Genomic DNA, 20449 nt, shown 5'->3' with positions numbered 1-20449 from the left:
TAAATAATTATGTTTATAAAAAATATTTTAAGTTTAATATATAAAACCAAATATATTTATATTATTTCTATCATCATTGCGTTAACAGGTGGATATTACAATATATCATTTTTAATTAGTTTTGGAGAAATTATCACAAATAATTTTATTAAAATTTTTAAATTTGTTAGTATTCCTATAATATCATTATCTTTAATTGTTACTTTATCAAAATTTAAAAATGATAAATATTTAAAAGATATTTGGAAACAAACAATGTATTATACTATTAGCACAACACTAATAGCTTCAACAGTTGCATGTTTACTATATATTATAATTAATCCAGGAAATATTAATTCTAATTCTTCTAACATTAGTAGTAATTCGTATTTAGGAAAATTTAGTTATTTTAATTATTTGGATGGTATAATCCCATCTAATATTTTAACGCCATTTATTGAACATCAAGTTATTGGAGTCTTGATCATTAGTGTATTGATTGGGATATCTATATCATTTATCACAGAAGATATTTATAGAAATACTGTTATTAATTTTTTTGCAGGAATTCATGCTTTATTTATTGTAATGACATCGTGGATTATAAAAATAATGCCATTGGGATTATTTGGTTTTATTATAACAACTATAAACCAATTAAATTCTAAAGGTGATATAAATAGTATTAGTAAATATTTATTAGTTGTTGTTTTATCAAATATATTACATGGAATTATAATCTTACCGATACTTTTATATTTTCATAATATAAAACCTATTTCTTCGATTAAAGGAATGTTTCCAGCATTATCTATGGCATTCTTTTCTAAATCTTCATCTGGTACATTACCAATTACTATAAATTCTATTGAAAATAATCTTAATGTTTCTCCTGAAATTAGTAGATTTGTTCTTCCACTTTGCACATCTATTAATATGAACGGTTGTGCTGCATTTATATTTTCTACAGTGATATATCTTTTACAAAATAATGGTGTAGCTATTGACTATATCACAATGATAATTTGGATAATTGTTTCTTCAATAGCAGCAATAGGAAATGCTGGAGTACCAATGGGATGCTTTTTTCTATCTGCAAGTCTACTCACAAGTATGAATGTTTCTATAGAACTTTTGGGATTAATACTTCCTTTTTACGGAATTATAGATATGATAGAAACATCGTTAAATGTTTGGTCAGATGCTTGTATTACACAAATAATAGATAAAAAATATCACAAAATAAAAAATATAACATCTTAAAAATAAATTCATATTTATATAAATTGGTCTTGCTGATATATTTAATAAATGATATTGATAATAATTATCAATATCAAATTGACTTGAATATACTATTAATTAATAAAAGATTGAAACAACATGAATATTAATAAATATTTAAATAATTCAAATAAAATCTGTCAAACTTTAGAAGAAGCGATTAAAAATTGTAAAAAAGCTTTAATGTTTTTTATTGTAGATATATTATTTGATGAATATAATGATATAGGACATCAGATAATTGGCGCAGATATAATGAAAAATGATATAATTGAAATATATCAAGTAAGAAAAGATGGAACTTTAATTGTTATTATTAATAATTTTAAAAAAATTGTAATAAATAAAGAATTTATTAATAATATATTAGTTTGTGATGCAATTCTTTGAATAAAAATTATAAATAATGAATAATATTATTAAAGTAGCTATAATTGGCCTAGTTAATGTTGGAAAAAGCAGCATATTTAACAATATTACTTCATCTAAAGCAGCAACAGGTAACTGGCATGGAGTTACAATATCAGCAGAAGAAAAAATAGTTAATAATATTAAATATATAGATTTACCTGGTTTTCATAATATAAATTTATTTATTAAGCAAATAACAAAAAATAAATCATTTAATTCAAATAAAAAAACAAATTATATTAATAAAAATTTTATTAATGCAAATAATGATATTAGTGTAGATCAAATACTTACTTTTGATTATATTACTAATTCTGATGTTGATTGCATTATTCATGTAACTGATATCGATCACTTAAGACAAAGTATAATACTAACAAAAGAATTAAAAAAAATAGGAAAACCATTAATTCTTATTATTAATAAAGTTGATTTAGCTCAAAGAAGAGGTATAGTAATAAATACTGCTAAATTAAGTTTAATAATACAAATCCCAATAATATTATATAGCAATAATAAAAAAATCACTGAATTATACTGGTATGGAGATATATATCATTATAAAAATATAAAAAATAAATTTAATACAATTAATAATTGTTTATCATCAATTCTTTTTAAATATATATTTTTTTGTAATATTTTATCTGCATTTGATAATTATTCACAAAATTCAATATTCAAGACTACTAATGAAAATAATACACTTACGTGGGCAGTAGAAGTAATTGATAAAACAGTTACATTCCATAAAGCAAATAAAGAACGTATTAGTGATATAATTGATAATCTCTTAATAAGATCATTTGTTGGAATTCCAATATTTATATTAGCAATATCATTAGTTTTAATTTTATCATTATATATCGGCGGAATAGGTCAGGATATTTGTCAATATATGATTGATAATTTCTTAATATATCCTTCTATTAAAATAATAAGTAAATTTTATATTAATAATCATTTAATTTCTTTTATTTCTGATGGAATAGGTGTTGCAATTAGCACGGTTGTTTCATTTATATGTCCATTATTTATAATATATTTTTTCACTTCTTTTTTTGAAGAAAGTGGATATATGGCACGTGTATCACTAAGAGCAAATATATTAATGAAAAAATTTGGCCTACCCGGTAAATCATTAATACCATTAATGCTGGGATTTGGATGTAATGTTACTGCTATTATGGGAACTAGAATTATAACAGATAATAAGCAAAGATTTTTAGTAATAGCTATGATTCCATTTGTAACATGTAGTGCTAGACTTGGAGTATTAGTATTTTTTACTAGAGCATTTTTTTCTAAATTTTCTTTTATTGTTGTTATTAGTTTATATTTTATAGGAATATTATGTAGTATAATAACAGCTATTATATTTAGAAAATTTATTAAAAATACAGTTAAAAATAATATAGAAGAAATTCCAAATTATACATTTCCAAGTATTTTTATGATTATAAAAAAATCTATATTTCGTACACAATCATTTGTTTTTAATGCATCTAAAATTATATTTCCAGCAGCAATTATTATTAATTTAATAGTAAATTACCTAGTAGATGAAAATAATAAATATATAAATATAAATAATTGTTATAATACACAAAATGAAACTATTATTAAAAATAACATAATTACTATAAATAATAACAATTCTTTAGATATAAATTATCAATCTTATCAATCTAAGTATGAAATAAATAAATTAAATAAAAAAATTAATAAAATAGTTAAAATAAAAAAGAAATCATTTTGCTATGGAATACCAGTGTATTTCTGGAATAATATAGGTATAGAATGTGAAAATTGGCCAGCAATAGTTGGATTAATAGCTGGAACTTTAGCAAAAGAAACAGTAGTAGGTGTTTTATATGCTATGTATGGAAATTTGAATAAAATTAATCAACAAAAATGTTTAGATTTATATAAAAATGATAAGACTGAGATTTTAGATATTACTACAGATATCAGCAATAAAAATTCTCAATTCTATATTAATAAGGAAATTCAGAAAGCTTTTGGTAATCATAGTAATGCATTTGCTTACATAGTTTTTGTTATGTTATATTTTCCATGTATTTCTGTTTTTTTTGCAATTTTAAGAGAAATAAATCTTAAAGTAGCAATTATAACAAGTTTATGGAGCACATTTTTGGCATATTCTATTTCTTCATTATGTAAATATATAAATTATATATTTATTATATAATATGGTTATTAACTTGCAGATTTATCTTCTTTAAATTTATTTAAAAGATTAATAGCTGCATTTTCTTCAGCTATTTTCTTACTTTTTCCTTGGCCAGAAGATTCTTTTCCTCCTCCTATAACAATTATTGTAAATATAGGATTATGATCAGTACCAGTTGTATTTAATAATTGATATTGAGGAATACTCATTCCTTTTTTTTGTAAATACTCTTGTAATTCTGATTTTGCACTTTTCTTTGAAAAAAAATCTGATGATAATATAAGATTATTCCATAATTTTATTACTCTATTACGTAATAAATCATATCCTCCATCTATATAAATAGCCCCTAATAATGATTCCATTGAATTTTCAAGAAAACTAATTTCTGAATATTTCAGATCACTTTTTCCAAAAATTATATGTTCAAATAAATTAATATTTTGTGCTACTTTTACTATAGAGCTAGATTTAACTAAATTTGTATGAAAAAGAGCAAGCTCCCCTTCACTAGAATCAGGATAACTATGATACAACATATCGACTATAGCACTGCTTAATACAGCATCTCCCATAAATTCTAATCTCTGGTAAAATCTTCTTTTTTCTGCTCCTTTTAATGATAAATCATAACTTGGATGAGTTAAAGCGCCACGTAAAAGAGACTTATTATTGAATTTATAATTAATTTTATTTTCTAGTAAATCTAATTTCATATATTTTACTTTAATTCAATATTTTATAATATTATTTGTTTATATCAGATAAAATACATTTTTCTTAAAATTATATAATATAAATTATTAATATATAGTTAAATATTTTATATAAATATATTCTTATTCTTTAATTCTTAAAGATCTCAATCCATTCATTTCTTGAAGAGATGATAAGATAGATTTATTATAGAGTATAATACGAGCTTTCCCTTGTATATTAGCTGATGGTATCATACCCATATGACTATCAAATCTACTATCAACAGAATAATTTCTGTTATCTCCCATCATAAAATAATGATTATCTGGTATAATGTATTCTTTTGTTGTATTAGGGAAACTATTAAGATCTGCATCTTCATGGTAAAGAACATTATATTTTACTCCATTTGGTAACTCTTCTATATATCTATGACATATAGTATTTATATTTAAGAAATTTTTATTATTTTTATTGTTTTTATTTGATATATTCATTTCATAAGTCCCATTTATGACTCTTTTTAATTTTTGTCCATTGATTATTATTTCACCTCTAATAAGTTTTATTTTATCACCTGGTAATCCTATAACTCTTTTTATATATGTCTTATCATTATCAAATTCACTATGAAATATAACAACATCACCTCTCTCAGGATTATTAAATGCTAAAAATCTTTCATCAATATCAAGTCTTTTTACAAAATTATAACGACCATACCCATAAGAATACTTTGTTACAATTAAATGATCATTAATCAATATAGATGGTATCATTGATCCAGTTGGAACAAAAAATATTTCTATTACAAAAAGACGAATTAAAATATGCAAAAGTAATGCAATAACAGAGATTATTGCAAATTCTTTTAAAGATAAAAAAATACCTCGATTCATTTTTATATTATATAATTTTTAGTTGATTTAGTAGTAATTAATTTCAAATAGTATTAAAAAATTTTAATCTAGATATTTTTTAGATATTTTTCATATAACTAAATTTTTTATAAAATTTTCTTTTTAATTTTTGAATATAAAGTATATTATTAATTTTTCTTTTCATATAATTTTTTAATTCATTATTAATTTGTAAAATATTTGATGTATTGATATTTACTATTTTAGACATATATCTAATTATTAAAAACCATATAATAGATAATAAATATCTTTTTGTATAAAAATTGAAATCTGTTGACTTATCATTAATTGTATACCATATTTCGCTGGAAAATTTCCAATAATATAATGGATTATTATATGTTATAAGATTTTTACAAACTGATGATGATATTTTTGTTTTTATTATAGAATAATTTTTAATATCATTAAAATCATTGTTATATTTCAAACTAAATAATTCATCTATTACTTCTTCTAATATTTCTATAATCATATCACTTACTCCTTTATTATTACTTTGAAGTTTTAATAAATTTTTTCTATTAATACAAAATGTTGTTATAATTTTCATATATGTATCAGAAAAATCTCTAATACCATTAGGAAAGTAAAAATTTCCTTGATTATTCTTACCAATTTTAAAAAATGCTAAATCAAGAGAATTCTTTGTTATTTTATTTTGTTTATCAATCAAGATATGTGGTATTAATTCTTCAATTATAGTGTGAATAGATTTTAACCAATTATCTTCTAAAATTGATGTAGAAGAGTCAATTTCTATAATATTCTTATTATTATCTACTTGTGTATTCAAGTATATTATATTTCTTATATCTGATTTTTCTAACCAAATATTTTGTTTTTTTGAATACAAATTATTGTTTTTACTATTATTATTAATATTTTTATATATTTTAAAATATTTTTTTAATTTATAAAGTTTAATAAACATTATGCGAATTATACAATAAATTAAAAAATATTATATAGAATTATACATTTATTTGAGAAATATTAAATCTTTGCGAATAAATAGTTAAATAATTCGTTATAGAATTTGATGTGATCCTTTTTACATCATATATAGAAATACCAAGATTAGTGGTTATTTCATAATTAATATATACCAATATTTTAAAAGAAAAAAAATTCTCATTAACAGAAACAAAATCAAAATCTAACGATGTAGAATGATCTTTGCTAATCCATAAATATCTAGAAAATTCTTCCTCCAAATCAATAGATATTTTATCTATTAATTGGGTTGCAACTAAATATACTTCTACAATAAAACCAATAGTTCTTGTTTTATTAAGTGATAAATTTTCAACCATACATGTGATAAAATTAGCATTTGGAACAAAAATTGTAGTTTTCGTTTTAGGTTTGATTACTGTAAATCTCCAATCTATTTTCTCTACAATTCCTTCTAAAGTTGTATTTTTATCTATATTAAATTTTATCATATCTCCAACAATAAAAGGTCTATCCCAATAGATAATTGCAGTTCCTATAAATCCGCTAAGAAAATCCCTAGCAGCAAATCCCAGTGCAACACCTAATATACCACCTAATGCAAAAAATAGCTCCATACCAATACCAATAGTTTGCAAAATTAATGCACCAGATATTGATATACATAAAATAGTAATAAGTTTTGTTAATATATCAGCTTTTGTTTTTTTTACTCTTACATTTTCTTCAGAAAATACTGATGAATTAATTAATAATGAATGAATTTGTGGTGTAATATTTAATATAATAATAGCTAATGTTAATACCATATTTACAATAAATAACTTATATCCCCACAAAGATATAGCTATAATATTATATTGATTTGCTATCAAATAAACTAAAAATAGTAAAAGAGAAATAAAAACTCCTCTTTTTAATTGTTTATTAGAAGTTGTATACAAAATATATCCAAGTTTACTTGTAATGGAGGATTGTTTTTTATTATTAAATTTAATATAAAAGTAGTTTTTTTTGTCAATAAAATGTTGAAAAATAAAAAATATAATAAAAAATATAAATATTAATACTAATGTTTTAAATATTGACCAAAAATTATTATTAAAATATTTTAATATAATATCATACAACATAATTTTATTAAATATATTATATTTTAATTAAAAATTTATATATTTTATTATATATTTTATTTTTATTTATATATTATGATAATAATAAGTTTATAATGGTAAGTTGTCATGTTTTTTCCAAAATTGATTAGTATCTTTTTTATTTTTTAATATTTCAAATGCATTACATATTGCTCTTCTAGTATTTCTTGGATGAAGTATTACATCATCTATAAATCCACGAGAAGCTGCAATTTTTGAAGTAGCAAATTTCTGTTTATAGTCTGATATTTTAGTCGATTTATCTTTAGCAGATAATTGATTTTTATATAAAATTGATACTGCAGCATCAGCCCCCATTACTGCTATTTCTGCATTTTCCCAAGATAAAACAATATCACCACCTAAATGCTTTGATCCCATAACAATATAAGCTCCACCATAAGCTTTTCTCACAATAAGAGTAACTTTAGGAACAGTTGCTTCTGCATAAGCAAATATCAATTTTGCACCATCAATAATAATACCATTATGCTCTTGATTTGTTCCAGGTAAGAACCCAGGTACATCTACTAATGTAAGTATAGGAATATTAAAAGCATCACAAAAACGAATAAAACGAGCTGCTTTTATTGATGCATTAATATCTATGCAACCAGCCATATGCAATGGTTGATTAGCCACAATACCAATTGCTGATCCATCTATTCTTGAGAATCCTGTTATTATATTTTGTGCAAAGTCTTTTTTTATTTCAAAAAAATCACCATCCTCATCTACCAATTTCTGAATAATATTCATCATATTATATGGTTTTATTGAATCATCTGGTACTATCTTATCGAGAGAGGGTGATATACGGTCTGGTGAATCTTTAGATGGTAAAACTGGAACAGGACTAGAATTAGACATAGGAAGAAAATTGATTAATCTTCTAATTTGTAAAAGACATTCAATATCATCATCAAAAACTGCATCACAAACTCCACTTTTAGTAGAATGAACTTTTGAACCACCTAATTTTTCATGATTAACAATTTCATGTGTTACATTTTTTACAACATCAGGCCCTGTTACATACATATATGAAGTGCCGCTAACCATAAATATAAAATCTGTTAATCCAGGAGAATATACTGCTCCACCAGCACATGGACCCATAATCACAGATATTTGTGGAATAACTCCTGATGATTTAACATTACGCATAAATGCTTCTCCATATCCACCTAATGAATCAACACCTTCTTGAATTCTTGCACCACCAGAATCATTCATAAAAACAATAGGAATTTTTGCTTTTAAAGCCATATCTTGAATTTTATGAACTTTACGAGCATGCATTTCACCAAATGATCCACCAAAAATTGTAAAATCTTGACTACATATAGCTATCAAACGATTATTAACTTTTCCATATCCAACTATTACTCCATCACCTTTATAATGTTGATCACTTAATCCGAATTCATTACATCTATGTACAACCAAAGAATCAATTTCAATAAAAGATCCTGGATCAACTAAAATTTCTATTCTTTCGCTAGCTGTTAATTTATAACGAGAATGTTGACGATCAGCTCTTTGTTGTAATTTTAGTGAATTAGATAAATTGATTGAATTTTCATTTTTCATAAATTAATATTCGTAAACTAGTATTTTTTATATTATCAAAAATTTTATTTATTAATAAATTGATAAAATAATATATAGTTGATATATAGTGAATTAATATTAAATTAATACATATATATAATAAATAATATACAATTACTAATAAATACAAAGAATTCTGCTGAAAAATTTATTATAAATTAAGTAATATATAACTATATAAAAATAAAAATCAAAAATTAACATTTGTAAAATTAATATAAATTAATTAATATTAATAATTAATCATTTTTATAACGTTTTTTTTGTACATTTATTAACTTAATATATACTTTACTTCTTTACAAAATACTATATTAATATAATAATTAGCAAATACTATTATTTAATAGCATACAATAGCATCTATAGCTCAGTGGATAGAGCGTTACTTTCCGAAGGTAAAAGTCATAGGTTCAAATCCTATTAGATGCACCATTATAATTATTTATTGCATAAATGTTAAGTATGATGATATTGTGTCATCTTGTATGAGTATTAATTTTTGTTAACGCTGTGCTATAATGCACTCATTTTTCGATGAAAATGCATGGAAAAACTAGCTTCTAACTTTCAATGCCTATCTTATTGTGCTGGAGATTCTTATGATCTTTTAGCAATCTCTGAACATTTTACTAAAGAGGGATATGCACATAGTGTTTATGGAAGAGATGTTTTGCATCTTGATGCAGAAGTTGTAGGTATGAATCAAGATTCTTCTAAAGGAGATATATTTATTTATAGTTATGGATGTGCTGTTTTTTGGGGATTAGAAAGACTTAATGAAGAAAGAATGGTTAATATGCTGAGAGAGTTTTTAGATAAACCCCTCAGTAAATTAGTAGTTGATCGTTGTAATTATAGTGTAAATCCCAATATAGATTCTGCTTTTATAGATAATGAGTTAGATGAAATTTGCTTACAAAAACATGATATATATATCACTCTTGCTTTTTCTTATGGATTATCACAATCAGTAAAACTTGGATCTTTTGAAGAATCAGTTCAAAAAACAATAAAAGAAAATACACAAATTCCAGAATCTCTTATCAATAGTGGTAAAATATCTCTTTCTAAAAAGGATTTAGCAAAAAAAATAGGAATATTATTTTCTGAGAGAAATCTAGTTAGTTTAAATAAAGAATTTTTTGATACACCAGATTTTTTTTGGAGAAGACCAAAATATGAACCATATTATGAAATGTCATTAAAATTCATAGATTTAAAACAAAGAGTCCAAATTCTTAATAACCGCTTAGATGTTATACATGAATTGTATGGTATTGTTTCAGCAGAATTACAACATGCACACTCTTTAAGATTAGAGTTAATAGTTATACTTTTGATTTTTATAGAAGTTATACTTGCTGTTTTAAAAGATATTATGCATTGGTTTTAATTTTAAGATTGGTATTTTTTCATTTATTTATATTAAAATTTATACGTATTCATATATTTATACGTATTTTATTCTTAATAATATTCTTAATATATTATATTATTCTGTGTTTTTATGTATATTATTTGATATATATTAACATTAAATATTAAAATTTATACGTATTCATATTTTTAATAATATTCTTAATATATTATATTATTCTGCGTTTTTATGTATATTATTTTGAGTAAAAAATCTGATTAATTAAATCTACTAATAGTGGAAATAATTATTAAAGATGAACTTTTACTATTTTAGAAGATAGTATAATAATAAAGTTCTTCTTCTTTATTTGATTTATGATTTATAAGTATTTGTTATTACTTTATTAGTATCACTTTTTATATTTAATTAATATTTAGTTAATATCTAACTAAAATTCTAACTAAAAAATATTTTTTTATTTATTCTTTTTTCTTATAAAAGTAGGAATATTTAAGTCATTATTTTTATTATTTTCATCATCATAATCTTCTTCATCTAATTTATTTCTTTCACTAGAAATTATTCTACCAAATCGATGTATAAGGCTATTTTTTTTCATATTATCTTTTTCGCTTTGATCTGATACAACATTCTTATATTGATTTGATGTATTCATAGTATAGTGATCAAATAATGGAACTGATACTTTATTAAGGTTATCATTTTTTGTATTTAATTTTTCATTGTAATTCTCATTTTGATCATCTAAATAATTACGATAATGAGAAGAATGTTCTTGTGATGGTGATATGTTTTTATTATCTATATTTAATTTATTTTGTTGATTTTGATATGAATCATCATTTATATAGCTTTTTTTATTATTGTAATCGTTATTAGTAGTTTCTCTAAAATTATTATCATTATTATCATCATTAATATCATTTGTTGTTTTTGATTCATGATTTTCTGATAATTGATCAATACCTGTAGCAACTACTGAAACTTTTATTTTTCCTTTTAATTCTGGATTAAAAGCAGAACCAAATATGATATTCGCATTATGATCAACTTCTTCTCGTATTCTATTAGCTGCTTCATCTACTTCAAAAAGAGTCATATCATCACCTCCTGATATACTAACCAGTATACCTCTTGCACCTTTAATAGTTGAATTTTCAAGCAGAGGATTTGATATTGCTATTTCTGCTGCTATATGAGCACGATTTTCACCTTCTGCTTCTCCAGTACCCATCATAGCTCTTCCCATTCTACGCATGATACTTTCTATATCAGCAAAATCAAGATTAATAATACCTGGAACACGAATCAAATCTATTATAGCAAGTATACCAGTATGAAGAACTCCATCAACCATTTTAAATGCTTTTTCAAAAGTTGTATCTTTCCCAGCAGTTCTAAATAAATTTTGATTTGGTATAACAATTAATGTATCAACATGTCTTTCCATTTCGCTTAATCCTGCTTCAGCTATTAGCATTCTCCTTATTCCCTCAAACTTAAATGGTTTTGTTACAACTCCAACAGTTAATATGCCCATTTCTTTAGCTACTTGTGCAATAATTGGTGCAGCTCCCGTACCTGTCCCACCACCCATACCAGCAGCTATAAAAAGCATATCTACACCATCGAATAAACGTGATATTTCTTCTATTGATTCTTCTGCTGCAGTACGTCCAACTTCAGGATTAGAACCAGCACCTAATCCTTTTGTCGATCCTACTCCTAAACTCAGTTTTATTTCTGATAATGAATGCTTTAATGCTTGAAAATCAGTATTCATAGCAACAAAAATAAGATCTCTATCAACATTCTGAATGTCATTATTATAAACATTACTACTACTGAGTTCATTGATCATATTATTAATTGTATTACATCCTGCTCCTCCTATCCCAGCAACCATAATTTTTGGAGATCTAGAGGAAGCAGCTGTATCTCTTTTTATATTATTTTCATTCATATTTCATGAAATATTTTAAATTTTTTATATTTTTTTATATGTTTTTTATAAATTATAATATTATTAAGAATAAAAAATAATTATAATTATTTATATTTTTATTAGATCTGCTTTCTCCAAAGCTTCATCTATTGATCCTACCATATAAAATGCTGTTTCTGGAATATGATCATATTTCCCATCAACTAACCCACCAAAACCTCGAACTGTTTCTTCTATACTAAGAAATTTTCCAGGAGTTCCAGTAAATACTTCAGCAGCACTCAAAGGTTGTGATAAAAAACGTTGAATTTTCCGAGCTCTATTAACAGTTATTTTATCTTTTGGAGAAAGCTCTTCCATCCCTAAAATTGCAATAATATCTTGTAAGGATTTATAGCTTTGAAGAATTCTTCTTACTTCTCGAGCAACTCTATAATGTTCGTGGCCTACAATCTTTACATCTAATATTTGAGATGAGCTATCTAATGGATCTACAGCAGGATATATACCTAAAGCTGCTAAATCTCTGCTTAAAACAGTTGTAGCATCTAAATGAGCAAAGGCATTAGCAGGTGCAGGATCTGTTAAATCATCTGCTGGAACAAAAATAGCTTGTACAGAAGTTATTGAACCCTTTTTTGTTGACGCAATTCTTTCTTGAATATTTCCCATGTCAGTTGCTAATGTTGGCTGATACCCAACAGCAGATGGGATTCTTCCTAAAAGAGCTGATACTTCTGCTCCAGCTTGTGTAAAACGAAATATATTATCTATAAACAAAAGAACATCTTGCATTTGATCTCTAAAATGTTCGGCAATTGCAAGTGCAGATAATGGTACTGTTTTTCTAACTCCAGGTGTTTCATTCATTTGTCCATAAACTAATGTTACACGAGAATTTTCTAAATTATTAATATCTATAACTCCAGATTGAATCATTTCATGATATAAATCATTCCCTTCTCTTATTCTTTCACCTACACCAGCAAAAACAGAAACTCCACCATGAGCTTTAGCTATATTATTTATTAATTCCATAATTATAACTGTTTTTCCTACACCAGCACCACCAAATAATCCAATTTTACCACCTTTTGCATATGGAGCAATTAAATCTATTGCCTTTATTCCAGTAACTAATACCTCACTATCTGTTGATTGCTCACAAAAAGATGGTGGATTTGCATATATAGGAGCATACTCATTACTTTTTATATCTCCTTTTCCATCTATTGGTTCTCCTATGACATTTAATATTCTTCCAAGTGTTGGTTTTCCAACAGGCATCATTATTGGACTTTTAGTATCTATAACTTGTAAATTTCGTGTTAAACCACTAACATCACCTATAGCAATTGTTCTAACTATATTATCACCTATATGCTGTACAACTTCTAGATATAATGTTCTATTTTCAACTTTACACGTAAGAGCATGCGATATTACTGGCATATTCCCATCTGGAAATAACACATCGACTACTGCTCCTATAACTTGTACAATATGTGGTAATTGCGAGAGATTATTTAAAACTAAATAACGAGATTCTTTATCATTATCTTGGATTTCATTGATAAAACTATTTTTATCAATATAAGTAGTATTTGGTTTTATTCCGTCTTCTTTTTTATTTTTTTTCATATTATTTATATTTATTTTCAATTTTATTAATCTCTTTAATAAGATTTTTAACCGTCTATTTATATCATATAATCTTTATTAGAAGTTGCATCTTTATACAACTATTTTTTTATAATTTTTTAATAACTTAATTAAAAAAATCTATACTATTTAGTTAGTAATCAGTTATTTTCCATAAAGTATTTTAAATTTTTATTTATATAAATATACTAATTATCATTTATTGTTTATTTAATTCAGAATATTTTTTTGTAACAATAATTCATTTAATATCATAAAAAAATCATATTTTCTAATATAAAAAATAAAATAATTAATATGATAAATATATTATATTTATATTATATTTTATTTTTATTGGTAATTTTTTAATTGATTTAAATATTTTTTACCCTATTAATGAATACTTATAAATATAAAATTTTTATTGAAGAAGCCTCAGTTCATTTTTTTTTATAAAAAATTTATAAAAAATGATATTTTTAATTAAATATAACAATAATCTATCATATACAAATTTGTATATCAGAATTTTTTACATGAAGATTTTTTATATGTAAAATATCTGTATGTAGAATTTATACATAAAAAAATTGACGATACAAAAAAAAATGGTATCATAATCATGTACTTTTTTGTGTAATATTAAATATTAATTTTTAATTTTAAATGGCCCGTATAGCAGGAATAACACTTCCAACTAATAAAAAGATTAAAATAGCTCTCACATATATAAAAGGTATAGGAGAATATACAGCAAAACAAATATGTATTAAAGCAAATATTAATCTAGAATCAAGAGTTTTTAACTTGACTGAGAATGAGATTTTTAAGATAAAATCTGTTATAGATCAAATGTGCTCTTCTGAGAATAAAGAAAGTTCTCGTCATCTTCTTATAGAAGGTGATTTGGTAAGATATGTTCAAAAAAAAATTCAGACCCTAAAATCTATAAGATGTTATAGAGGTATACGTCATTCTAACAAGTTACCTGTTCGTGGTCAAAATACTAGAAATAATGCAAGAACAAGAAAAGGTAAAGCTGTTCCTATTGCTGGTAAAAAGAAAGTTGCTAAATAAAAAATAAATTAATAGAAAGATACATATATTATAGATTTATTATAGATTGTATAAATTACTTTCGTAAAAAAATAATAATTACTAAAATATATGGAATATCTATTTATTTTTTTCAAAATATAGAACATATCACTGGTGGCTTTCATGCACAGTATATTATTATGTTGTTTTATATTGACAATTTTTAAGATATTATTACCTATATATTACCTATAATAAATACAAAAAAAACTATAATTCTTAACAATAAGATAAAAACTTAATTAATCATGAGAAATCAGAAAACTACAAAATCAAAGTCTTGTCCTTCTGTAGGCAAAATATATATTAAAGCAACACTAAATAATACATATGTTACAGTCACAGACAAAGATGGTAATGTATTTAATACTGTAACAGCAGGAAAATTTTATAACGGATCTAAAAAAAGTACACCATATGCTGCTAAGCTTGCAGCAGATAGCGCAGTTTCTCAGGCAGTTTCAAATGGATTAAAAACAGCAGAAATTATAATATCAGGTCCAGGCCCAGGTAGAGAATCTGCAGTTAGAACTGTATTTGAGCATATCGAAGTAACAACTATTACTGATATTACCGGAGTTCCATACAATGGATCTAAGCCTCGCAAAAAACGTAAAGTTTAAATTAGAATTATAAACAATATCCTAATTAAAAGATTTAAAATAAATTGATAATCTTAAATAAGAGTATTATATTTATTTTATATGAACTATATAAACTTAAAATTAATAACTTAATATAGATTCTATAATTGTAATGTTTATAATAATTGGTATAACTTGTATAATTTAAAATATATTTTGAATATTCTAATTTTTTAGAAAAATAAATTAAATAAATATGCAAGCAATTTGAATACATCATTTTTACCATGGGAAGTGCGTATTTTAAGCATGTTTCCTGAGCTCTTTCCTGGTCCTCTATCTTATTCTATAATAGGAAGAGCTCTGACAAATGGTATATGGACTCTATCATCTAAGAACATTAGAGATTACACTAATGACAATACAAAAAGGGTTGATGATATGTCCTATGGTGGTGGTGGTGGGATGATATTAAAAGCAGATGTTGTAGCAAATGCAATAGAAAAAGAATTTTTGTGTAATAATCAAAATTTTCCCATTATTTATTTATCTCCTCGTGGAAGACTTCTAACTCAAAAACTGGCTGATGAATTAAGTAAATTTTCAGGAATACAAATTATTTGTGGTCGTTTTGAAGGTATAGATCAAAGAATTTTTGAAGAATTTTTTATTGATGAAATAAGTATTGGTGATTATGTTCTTTCTACTGGGGATATAGCAGCATATGTTTTAATAGATGCATGCGTTCGTCGTCTTCCTGGTGTGATATCTAAGAGAAAAGGAAGTGAAAGTCTTCTTTTAGAAGAAGAAAGTCTTTGTGTTAATACCAAATACGAATCCTTGCTTGAATATCCACATTATACTGCGCCATTTAAATGGCGTGAAAGAACTGTTCCTAATATTCTTGTTTCAGGTAATCATGATAAAATAAAAAAATGGAGATTATCACAAGCTGAAAAAATAACACAACAAAGAAGACCAGATTTATGGAAAATTTATAGTAAAAAATAATGAATATAAATATATAGAAAATGTTTTTAATTAAAAAATCTGTAATAGATATATATATAAATATATAAAAAAATGTTTTTAATTAAAAAATTGGTAAATTAAAAATTTATTTTAGTAATATATTGAATATATATTATTTTTTTTACTATTATTAAATAATAATATTTATTAAAATTTTCTCAAAAATACGTATTTATGGAATTATCTCAGTTATCAACTTTTTATTCTGATAAATTAATTTTATATATAAGAGATTTATTTAACAATCTTGAGAGTAAATCTATTCAATCGGGATTACATACTGTAAATCTTATAGATGCTATGAGATATACTGTTTTAAACAAAAATGCAAAACATTTACGTCCATTATTAATATTTATAATTAGTTCTATTTTTTATGAAATATGTTTTTTTTGTGAAAAAAACAAAAATTATACTAATTATGATTATTTTTATTCTCAAAAAATATATAATTTAACACTTATTAATGAAATGTTAATATGTGGAACATCTATTGAATTAATTCATAATTATTCTTTAATTCATGACGATTTACCATGTATAGATAATGATATATATCGTAGAGGTAAATTAACATGTCATGCTAAATATGGAGAAGATATAGCTCTTTTAACTGGTAATTCTCTTCTGACATTATCACTTGAAGTATTGTACGAAATAACTAATAAAAATACTAAAAATAGTCAATATTTGTATAGTTTTTTAACTAAAATGTTAACCTACAATAGCGGAATATTAGGAATGATTGGTGGGCAGAATATGGACTTATTATTTTTTAAGAAAAATATGGTATTTTCTGTATCAAGACATCAATATTATATACATTTAGCTAAAACATGTGCATTATTTACATTTTCTATGTCAGCAGGAATTTTAATAGGATCTAGTAAAAGTAAATTTTTTAATTATATATATAAAATACTCAATGATTATTATAAAAGTGGTATATTAAACAATCAATTAATTATTAATAAAAAAAATAATAGAAATAATAATAACTATATATTGAAATTATCTAAATTAGAAAAAATTGTCAATTTAATACTAAATTTAGGTAAAAAACTTGGTATATTATTACAAATGTTAGATGATTATATAGATAATTATCCTAAAGATGATGATTTTAATGACAAAGATATTGAGAAAAATCTAAAAAAACAATACGAAGATACATATAATATATTTCTTTGCTTGAAAAAATCTATAGTAGATTTTTCCCCAGAAATTATAGAGAAATCAAAAATTTTGCGTTTTATGTTAGAAGATCTTGATAATATTATAAAGTATTTTAAACAATATTAAAAATATAATTAAATACAATTAACACTATTTTTTATATAAAATTTTATATAAAGATCTCAATAAAACTTAAAGCATTCTGTAAAAATATAAAGATAAAAATTTATTATTTAGTATATTTAGTATATTTAATTTATTTTATTCTATTTATTATTTAGAATATTTATACTAGTTATTAAAACTTTTATTGAATTTTGTTACTATTTTGAATAATAAAATATTATTTTTTATATAAAATTTTTATATAAAGATCTCAATAAAATTTAAAGCATTCTGTAAAAATATAGAGATAAAACTTATTATTTAGTATATTTAATTTATTCTATTTTATTTATTATTTAGAATATTTATACTAGTTATTAAAACTTTTATTGAATTTTGTTACTATTTTGAATAATAAAATACTATTTTTTATATAAAATTTTTATATAAAGATCTCAATAAAACTTAAAGCATTCTGTAAAAATATAGAGATAAAACTTATTATTTAATATATTTAATTTAATTTATTCTTAGAATATTTATACTAGTTATTAAAACTTTTATTGAATTTTGTTACTGTTTTGAATAATAAAATATTATTTTTATATAAAATTTTTATATAAAGATCTTAATAAAATAATACATTGATTCTTTAAATATTATAAATAAATCCAAAAAAATCCAAAAAATCAAGAAATTATTGTCGGATTTATTGGAATTAAAGAAAAAGAGAAGACTGTAGGGGAAGGAAAAAAAGATTTAGAAGAACATTAATTCTAAAAAAGTAGATCTTGCAAATAATATTTTATTTTTATTCGTCTGATTTTTTCAGATTTTAGAATTTATTTAATTGATTCTCAATTTTACTATTACTTTTCTTTTCTATTACTTTCTAAATTTAAAAAAATTAGAATATATATTATCAATTGTTGTATTATTAATTTGCCGCTAAAGTATTTTTGTTGACAAAAAATTCAATAGTATTTCTTAAAATTCTTGCTCTTCGTCTTGATATACGTATGAAGCCATTATATCGACATTATAACTTTCTTTTTCCTTTTTTGTATAATTTCTGCCAGTGCCACGTTGAGCAGTTGTGCTACGTTGAGCAGTTATATTACTATTATTAGAGACATTTTTACTTGGGGTGTTTAAATTTGGACTAGTATTTGGGCTAGTATTTGAACTAGTATCTTTTTTTACATCGCTGTCTTTTCCATCACTATCTTCTTCAAATACCTCCATAAAAAGACTATATAAATCATTATCAACATCATTCTTTTTTCTGCCATCAAAAATATCGCTTTTTTCCGAGCCTTTTATTGCGGCTTTTAGTATAGATTCAGGAGCTCTATATGTTTGAATTGTTTTTATTATTTCATTTCTAGCGGCTTTAATATCAATGAGTCCATTTTCAATTTCAGCAATTGCTGTTACCACAGCATTTGATGCGCCCCAATCTGAAGCATCAGAATTTTGATGTAAATTTGCTCTATCAATCAGTGGGACGGCTCCTTTTAGTAGAGCACGAGTCCTCCACGAAGCTATTATAACCTCCTCAAATGGATCAATATCATCTATATTTTGCTCGTTATTATCTTGATTTTGATAAACAGAATCAGAGTAATAGATCGAATTATCATCAGAATTAGTGTGATTAACGTTAGAAGAGACCATTTTTACAGTGCACAAAATATAAAATTTACAAATTCAAATCCGATTAGTTTTAATTCCAAGCAACCTAGAATTTTTAATGCTTTTCTTGATTTTAACAGATAATTTCTGATTATGCAACTAGATAATTTAGAATTTTATCAAAATTGTGATGCAAGATTTTTTCTATATAATTGTGATAATAGTGCATTATAATTCATATTTTTTTAAAAATCAAAATAAAAATATAATTATTGTTATAATATAAAAGTTTTATTTTTTTATTTAAAAAAAGATTTTATGTGGTAAGATTTTTATAAGTAAAAAATAAAATTTATAAAAATCTATATAAAATTATGCTTTATAATAAATTAATTAATGCAATTAAAAGAATTGCAGGGAATTTTGGGGGTTTAAGGGATTTAAATGAAACTCAAAATGAGGTGGGGAACACGAAAGATGTTGCGGAGGTAGCAGCAAGTGAGAAAGTAACAGAAGTGAAAACGGCGGAAAATCGGGGCTTTAAGAGTGGTGTGAAAAGTGTAGGGAATGAGAAAGGTGTGGCATCGGGAAGTGCGAAAAGTGATGGCAAAAACAGTGGAAAAAGTGG

Annotated in this window: 17 protein-coding genes and 1 tRNA gene; 10 read left to right on the top strand and 8 right to left on the bottom strand. The window is 23.6% G+C overall.

Annotation, left to right across the window (positions count from 1 at the left end; all coding sequences use genetic code 11):
• Positions 1-9: 9 nt before the first annotated feature.
• The 3 genes from Lyticum_RS02000 (at position 10) to feoB (ending at position 3889) form a co-directional block, all read left to right on the top strand.
• Positions 10-1245: a dicarboxylate/amino acid:cation symporter gene (locus Lyticum_RS02000; RefSeq protein WP_322498666.1), complete on the top strand. Its 1236-nt coding sequence runs from the start codon at positions 10-12 to the stop codon at positions 1243-1245.
• Between the two features lie 120 nt (positions 1246-1365).
• Positions 1366-1656, top strand: coding sequence for a hypothetical protein (locus Lyticum_RS01995; protein WP_322498665.1), 291 nt, complete (start codon positions 1366-1368; stop codon positions 1654-1656).
• A gap of 16 nt (positions 1657-1672) precedes the next feature.
• On the top strand, positions 1673-3889 hold the full coding sequence (gene feoB, locus Lyticum_RS01990) for a ferrous iron transport protein B (protein WP_322498664.1): 2217 nt from the start codon (positions 1673-1675) through the stop codon (positions 3887-3889).
• 8 nt (positions 3890-3897) lie between these two features.
• Here feoB and rnc read toward each other — a convergent pair whose 3' ends face one another.
• The 5 genes from rnc to Lyticum_RS01965 form a co-directional block, all read right to left on the bottom strand.
• On the bottom strand, positions 3898-4587 hold the full coding sequence (gene rnc, locus Lyticum_RS01985) for a ribonuclease III (protein WP_322498663.1): 690 nt from the start codon (positions 4585-4587) through the stop codon (positions 3898-3900).
• A 123-nt stretch (positions 4588-4710) separates the two neighbouring features.
• Positions 4711-5469 carry a signal peptidase I gene (gene lepB / locus Lyticum_RS01980; protein ID WP_322498662.1) on the bottom strand — a complete coding sequence of 253 codons (759 nt, stop codon included), beginning with the start codon at positions 5467-5469 and terminating at the stop codon, positions 4711-4713.
• 79 nt (positions 5470-5548) lie between these two features.
• On the bottom strand, positions 5549-6349 hold the full coding sequence (locus Lyticum_RS01975; protein ID WP_322498661.1) for a hypothetical protein: 801 nt from the start codon (positions 6347-6349) through the stop codon (positions 5549-5551).
• Positions 6350-6467: 118 nt separating this feature from the next.
• Complete coding sequence (locus tag Lyticum_RS01970; protein ID WP_322498660.1) at positions 6468-7394, bottom strand: mechanosensitive ion channel family protein; 927 nt, start codon at positions 7392-7394, stop codon at positions 6468-6470.
• A 279-nt stretch (positions 7395-7673) separates the two neighbouring features.
• Positions 7674-9197 carry an acyl-CoA carboxylase subunit beta gene (locus Lyticum_RS01965; RefSeq protein ID WP_322498659.1) on the bottom strand — a complete coding sequence of 508 codons (1524 nt, stop codon included), beginning with the start codon at positions 9195-9197 and terminating at the stop codon, positions 7674-7676.
• Positions 9198-9577: 380 nt separating this feature from the next.
• Between Lyticum_RS01965 and Lyticum_RS01960 the strand changes: the two genes are divergently transcribed.
• Positions 9578-9653: transfer RNA gene (locus Lyticum_RS01960), tRNA-Arg, on the top strand.
• A gap of 112 nt (positions 9654-9765) precedes the next feature.
• Positions 9766-10614, top strand: a complete 849-nt coding sequence (locus tag Lyticum_RS01955) for an RMD1 family protein (RefSeq protein WP_322498658.1) — start codon at positions 9766-9768, stop codon at positions 10612-10614.
• Between the two features lie 442 nt (positions 10615-11056).
• On the opposite strand, the gene ftsZ is transcribed toward Lyticum_RS01955, so the two are convergent.
• Entirely contained in the window at positions 11057-12565 is a 1509-nt protein-coding gene (gene ftsZ, locus Lyticum_RS01950; protein ID WP_322498657.1) for a cell division protein FtsZ, read from the bottom strand.
• Between the two features lie 90 nt (positions 12566-12655).
• Positions 12656-14188 carry a F0F1 ATP synthase subunit beta gene (atpD, locus tag Lyticum_RS01945; protein WP_322498656.1) on the bottom strand — a complete coding sequence of 511 codons (1533 nt, stop codon included), beginning with the start codon at positions 14186-14188 and terminating at the stop codon, positions 12656-12658.
• 669 nt (positions 14189-14857) lie between these two features.
• On the opposite strand from atpD, the gene Lyticum_RS01940 reads away from it, so the two are divergent.
• From Lyticum_RS01940 to Lyticum_RS01925, 4 genes are all read left to right on the top strand, one after another.
• Complete coding sequence (locus Lyticum_RS01940; protein ID WP_322498655.1) at positions 14858-15268, top strand: ribosomal protein uS13; 411 nt, start codon at positions 14858-14860, stop codon at positions 15266-15268.
• A gap of 269 nt (positions 15269-15537) precedes the next feature.
• Entirely contained in the window at positions 15538-15912 is a 375-nt protein-coding gene (rpsK, locus tag Lyticum_RS01935) for a 30S ribosomal protein S11 (protein WP_322498654.1), read from the top strand.
• 228 nt (positions 15913-16140) lie between these two features.
• Positions 16141-16884 carry a tRNA (guanosine(37)-N1)-methyltransferase TrmD gene (gene trmD / locus Lyticum_RS01930; protein ID WP_322498653.1) on the top strand — a complete coding sequence of 248 codons (744 nt, stop codon included), beginning with the start codon at positions 16141-16143 and terminating at the stop codon, positions 16882-16884.
• Positions 16885-17079: 195 nt separating this feature from the next.
• Positions 17080-18207 carry a polyprenyl synthetase family protein gene (locus Lyticum_RS01925; RefSeq protein WP_322498652.1) on the top strand — a complete coding sequence of 376 codons (1128 nt, stop codon included), beginning with the start codon at positions 17080-17082 and terminating at the stop codon, positions 18205-18207.
• Positions 18208-19173: 966 nt separating this feature from the next.
• Here the strand turns inward: Lyticum_RS01925 and Lyticum_RS01920 are convergent.
• The gene (locus tag Lyticum_RS01920; RefSeq protein WP_322498651.1) at positions 19174-19863 is read right to left on the bottom strand and encodes a DNA-directed RNA polymerase subunit omega; all 690 of its coding nucleotides are present in this window, start codon (positions 19861-19863) and stop codon (positions 19174-19176) included.
• A 332-nt stretch (positions 19864-20195) separates the two neighbouring features.
• Here Lyticum_RS01920 and Lyticum_RS01915 point away from each other — a divergent pair.
• Positions 20196-20449 (top strand): hypothetical protein (locus Lyticum_RS01915; protein WP_322498650.1); only part of this gene is annotated, 254 nt, incomplete at its 3' end.

The sequence above is a fragment of the Lyticum sinuosum genome (assembly GCF_034471385.1).
GTDB lineage: Bacteria > Pseudomonadota > Alphaproteobacteria > Rickettsiales > Midichloriaceae > Lyticum > Lyticum sinuosum.
Note: the sequence above shows the minus strand (reverse complement) of the source record. Positions and strands in the feature narration are given on the sequence as shown.

What these genes read in the sequence shown, in the direction of transcription:
- Lyticum_RS02000 (WP_322498666.1), top strand. Translation starts at nt 10, where the DNA reads ATGTTTATAAAAAATATTTTAAGTTTAATATATAAAACCAAATATATT.
- Lyticum_RS01995 (WP_322498665.1), top strand. Translation starts at nt 1,366, where the DNA reads ATGAATATTAATAAATATTTAAATAATTCAAATAAAATCTGTCAAACT.
- feoB (WP_322498664.1), top strand. Translation starts at nt 1,673, where the DNA reads ATGAATAATATTATTAAAGTAGCTATAATTGGCCTAGTTAATGTTGGA.
- rnc (WP_322498663.1), bottom strand. Translation starts at nt 4,587, where the DNA reads ATGAAATTAGATTTACTAGAAAATAAAATTAATTATAAATTCAATAAT.
- lepB (WP_322498662.1), bottom strand. Translation starts at nt 5,469, where the DNA reads ATGAATCGAGGTATTTTTTTATCTTTAAAAGAATTTGCAATAATCTCT.
- Lyticum_RS01965 (WP_322498659.1), bottom strand. Translation starts at nt 9,197, where the DNA reads ATGAAAAATGAAAATTCAATCAATTTATCTAATTCACTAAAATTACAA.
- Lyticum_RS01955 (WP_322498658.1), top strand. Translation starts at nt 9,766, where the DNA reads ATGGAAAAACTAGCTTCTAACTTTCAATGCCTATCTTATTGTGCTGGA.
- ftsZ (WP_322498657.1), bottom strand. Translation starts at nt 12,565, where the DNA reads ATGAATGAAAATAATATAAAAAGAGATACAGCTGCTTCCTCTAGATCT.
- atpD (WP_322498656.1), bottom strand. Translation starts at nt 14,188, where the DNA reads ATGAAAAAAAATAAAAAAGAAGACGGAATAAAACCAAATACTACTTAT.
- Lyticum_RS01940 (WP_322498655.1), top strand. Translation starts at nt 14,858, where the DNA reads ATGGCCCGTATAGCAGGAATAACACTTCCAACTAATAAAAAGATTAAA.
- rpsK (WP_322498654.1), top strand. Translation starts at nt 15,538, where the DNA reads ATGAGAAATCAGAAAACTACAAAATCAAAGTCTTGTCCTTCTGTAGGC.
- Lyticum_RS01925 (WP_322498652.1), top strand. Translation starts at nt 17,080, where the DNA reads ATGGAATTATCTCAGTTATCAACTTTTTATTCTGATAAATTAATTTTA.
- Lyticum_RS01920 (WP_322498651.1), bottom strand. Translation starts at nt 19,863, where the DNA reads ATGGTCTCTTCTAACGTTAATCACACTAATTCTGATGATAATTCGATC.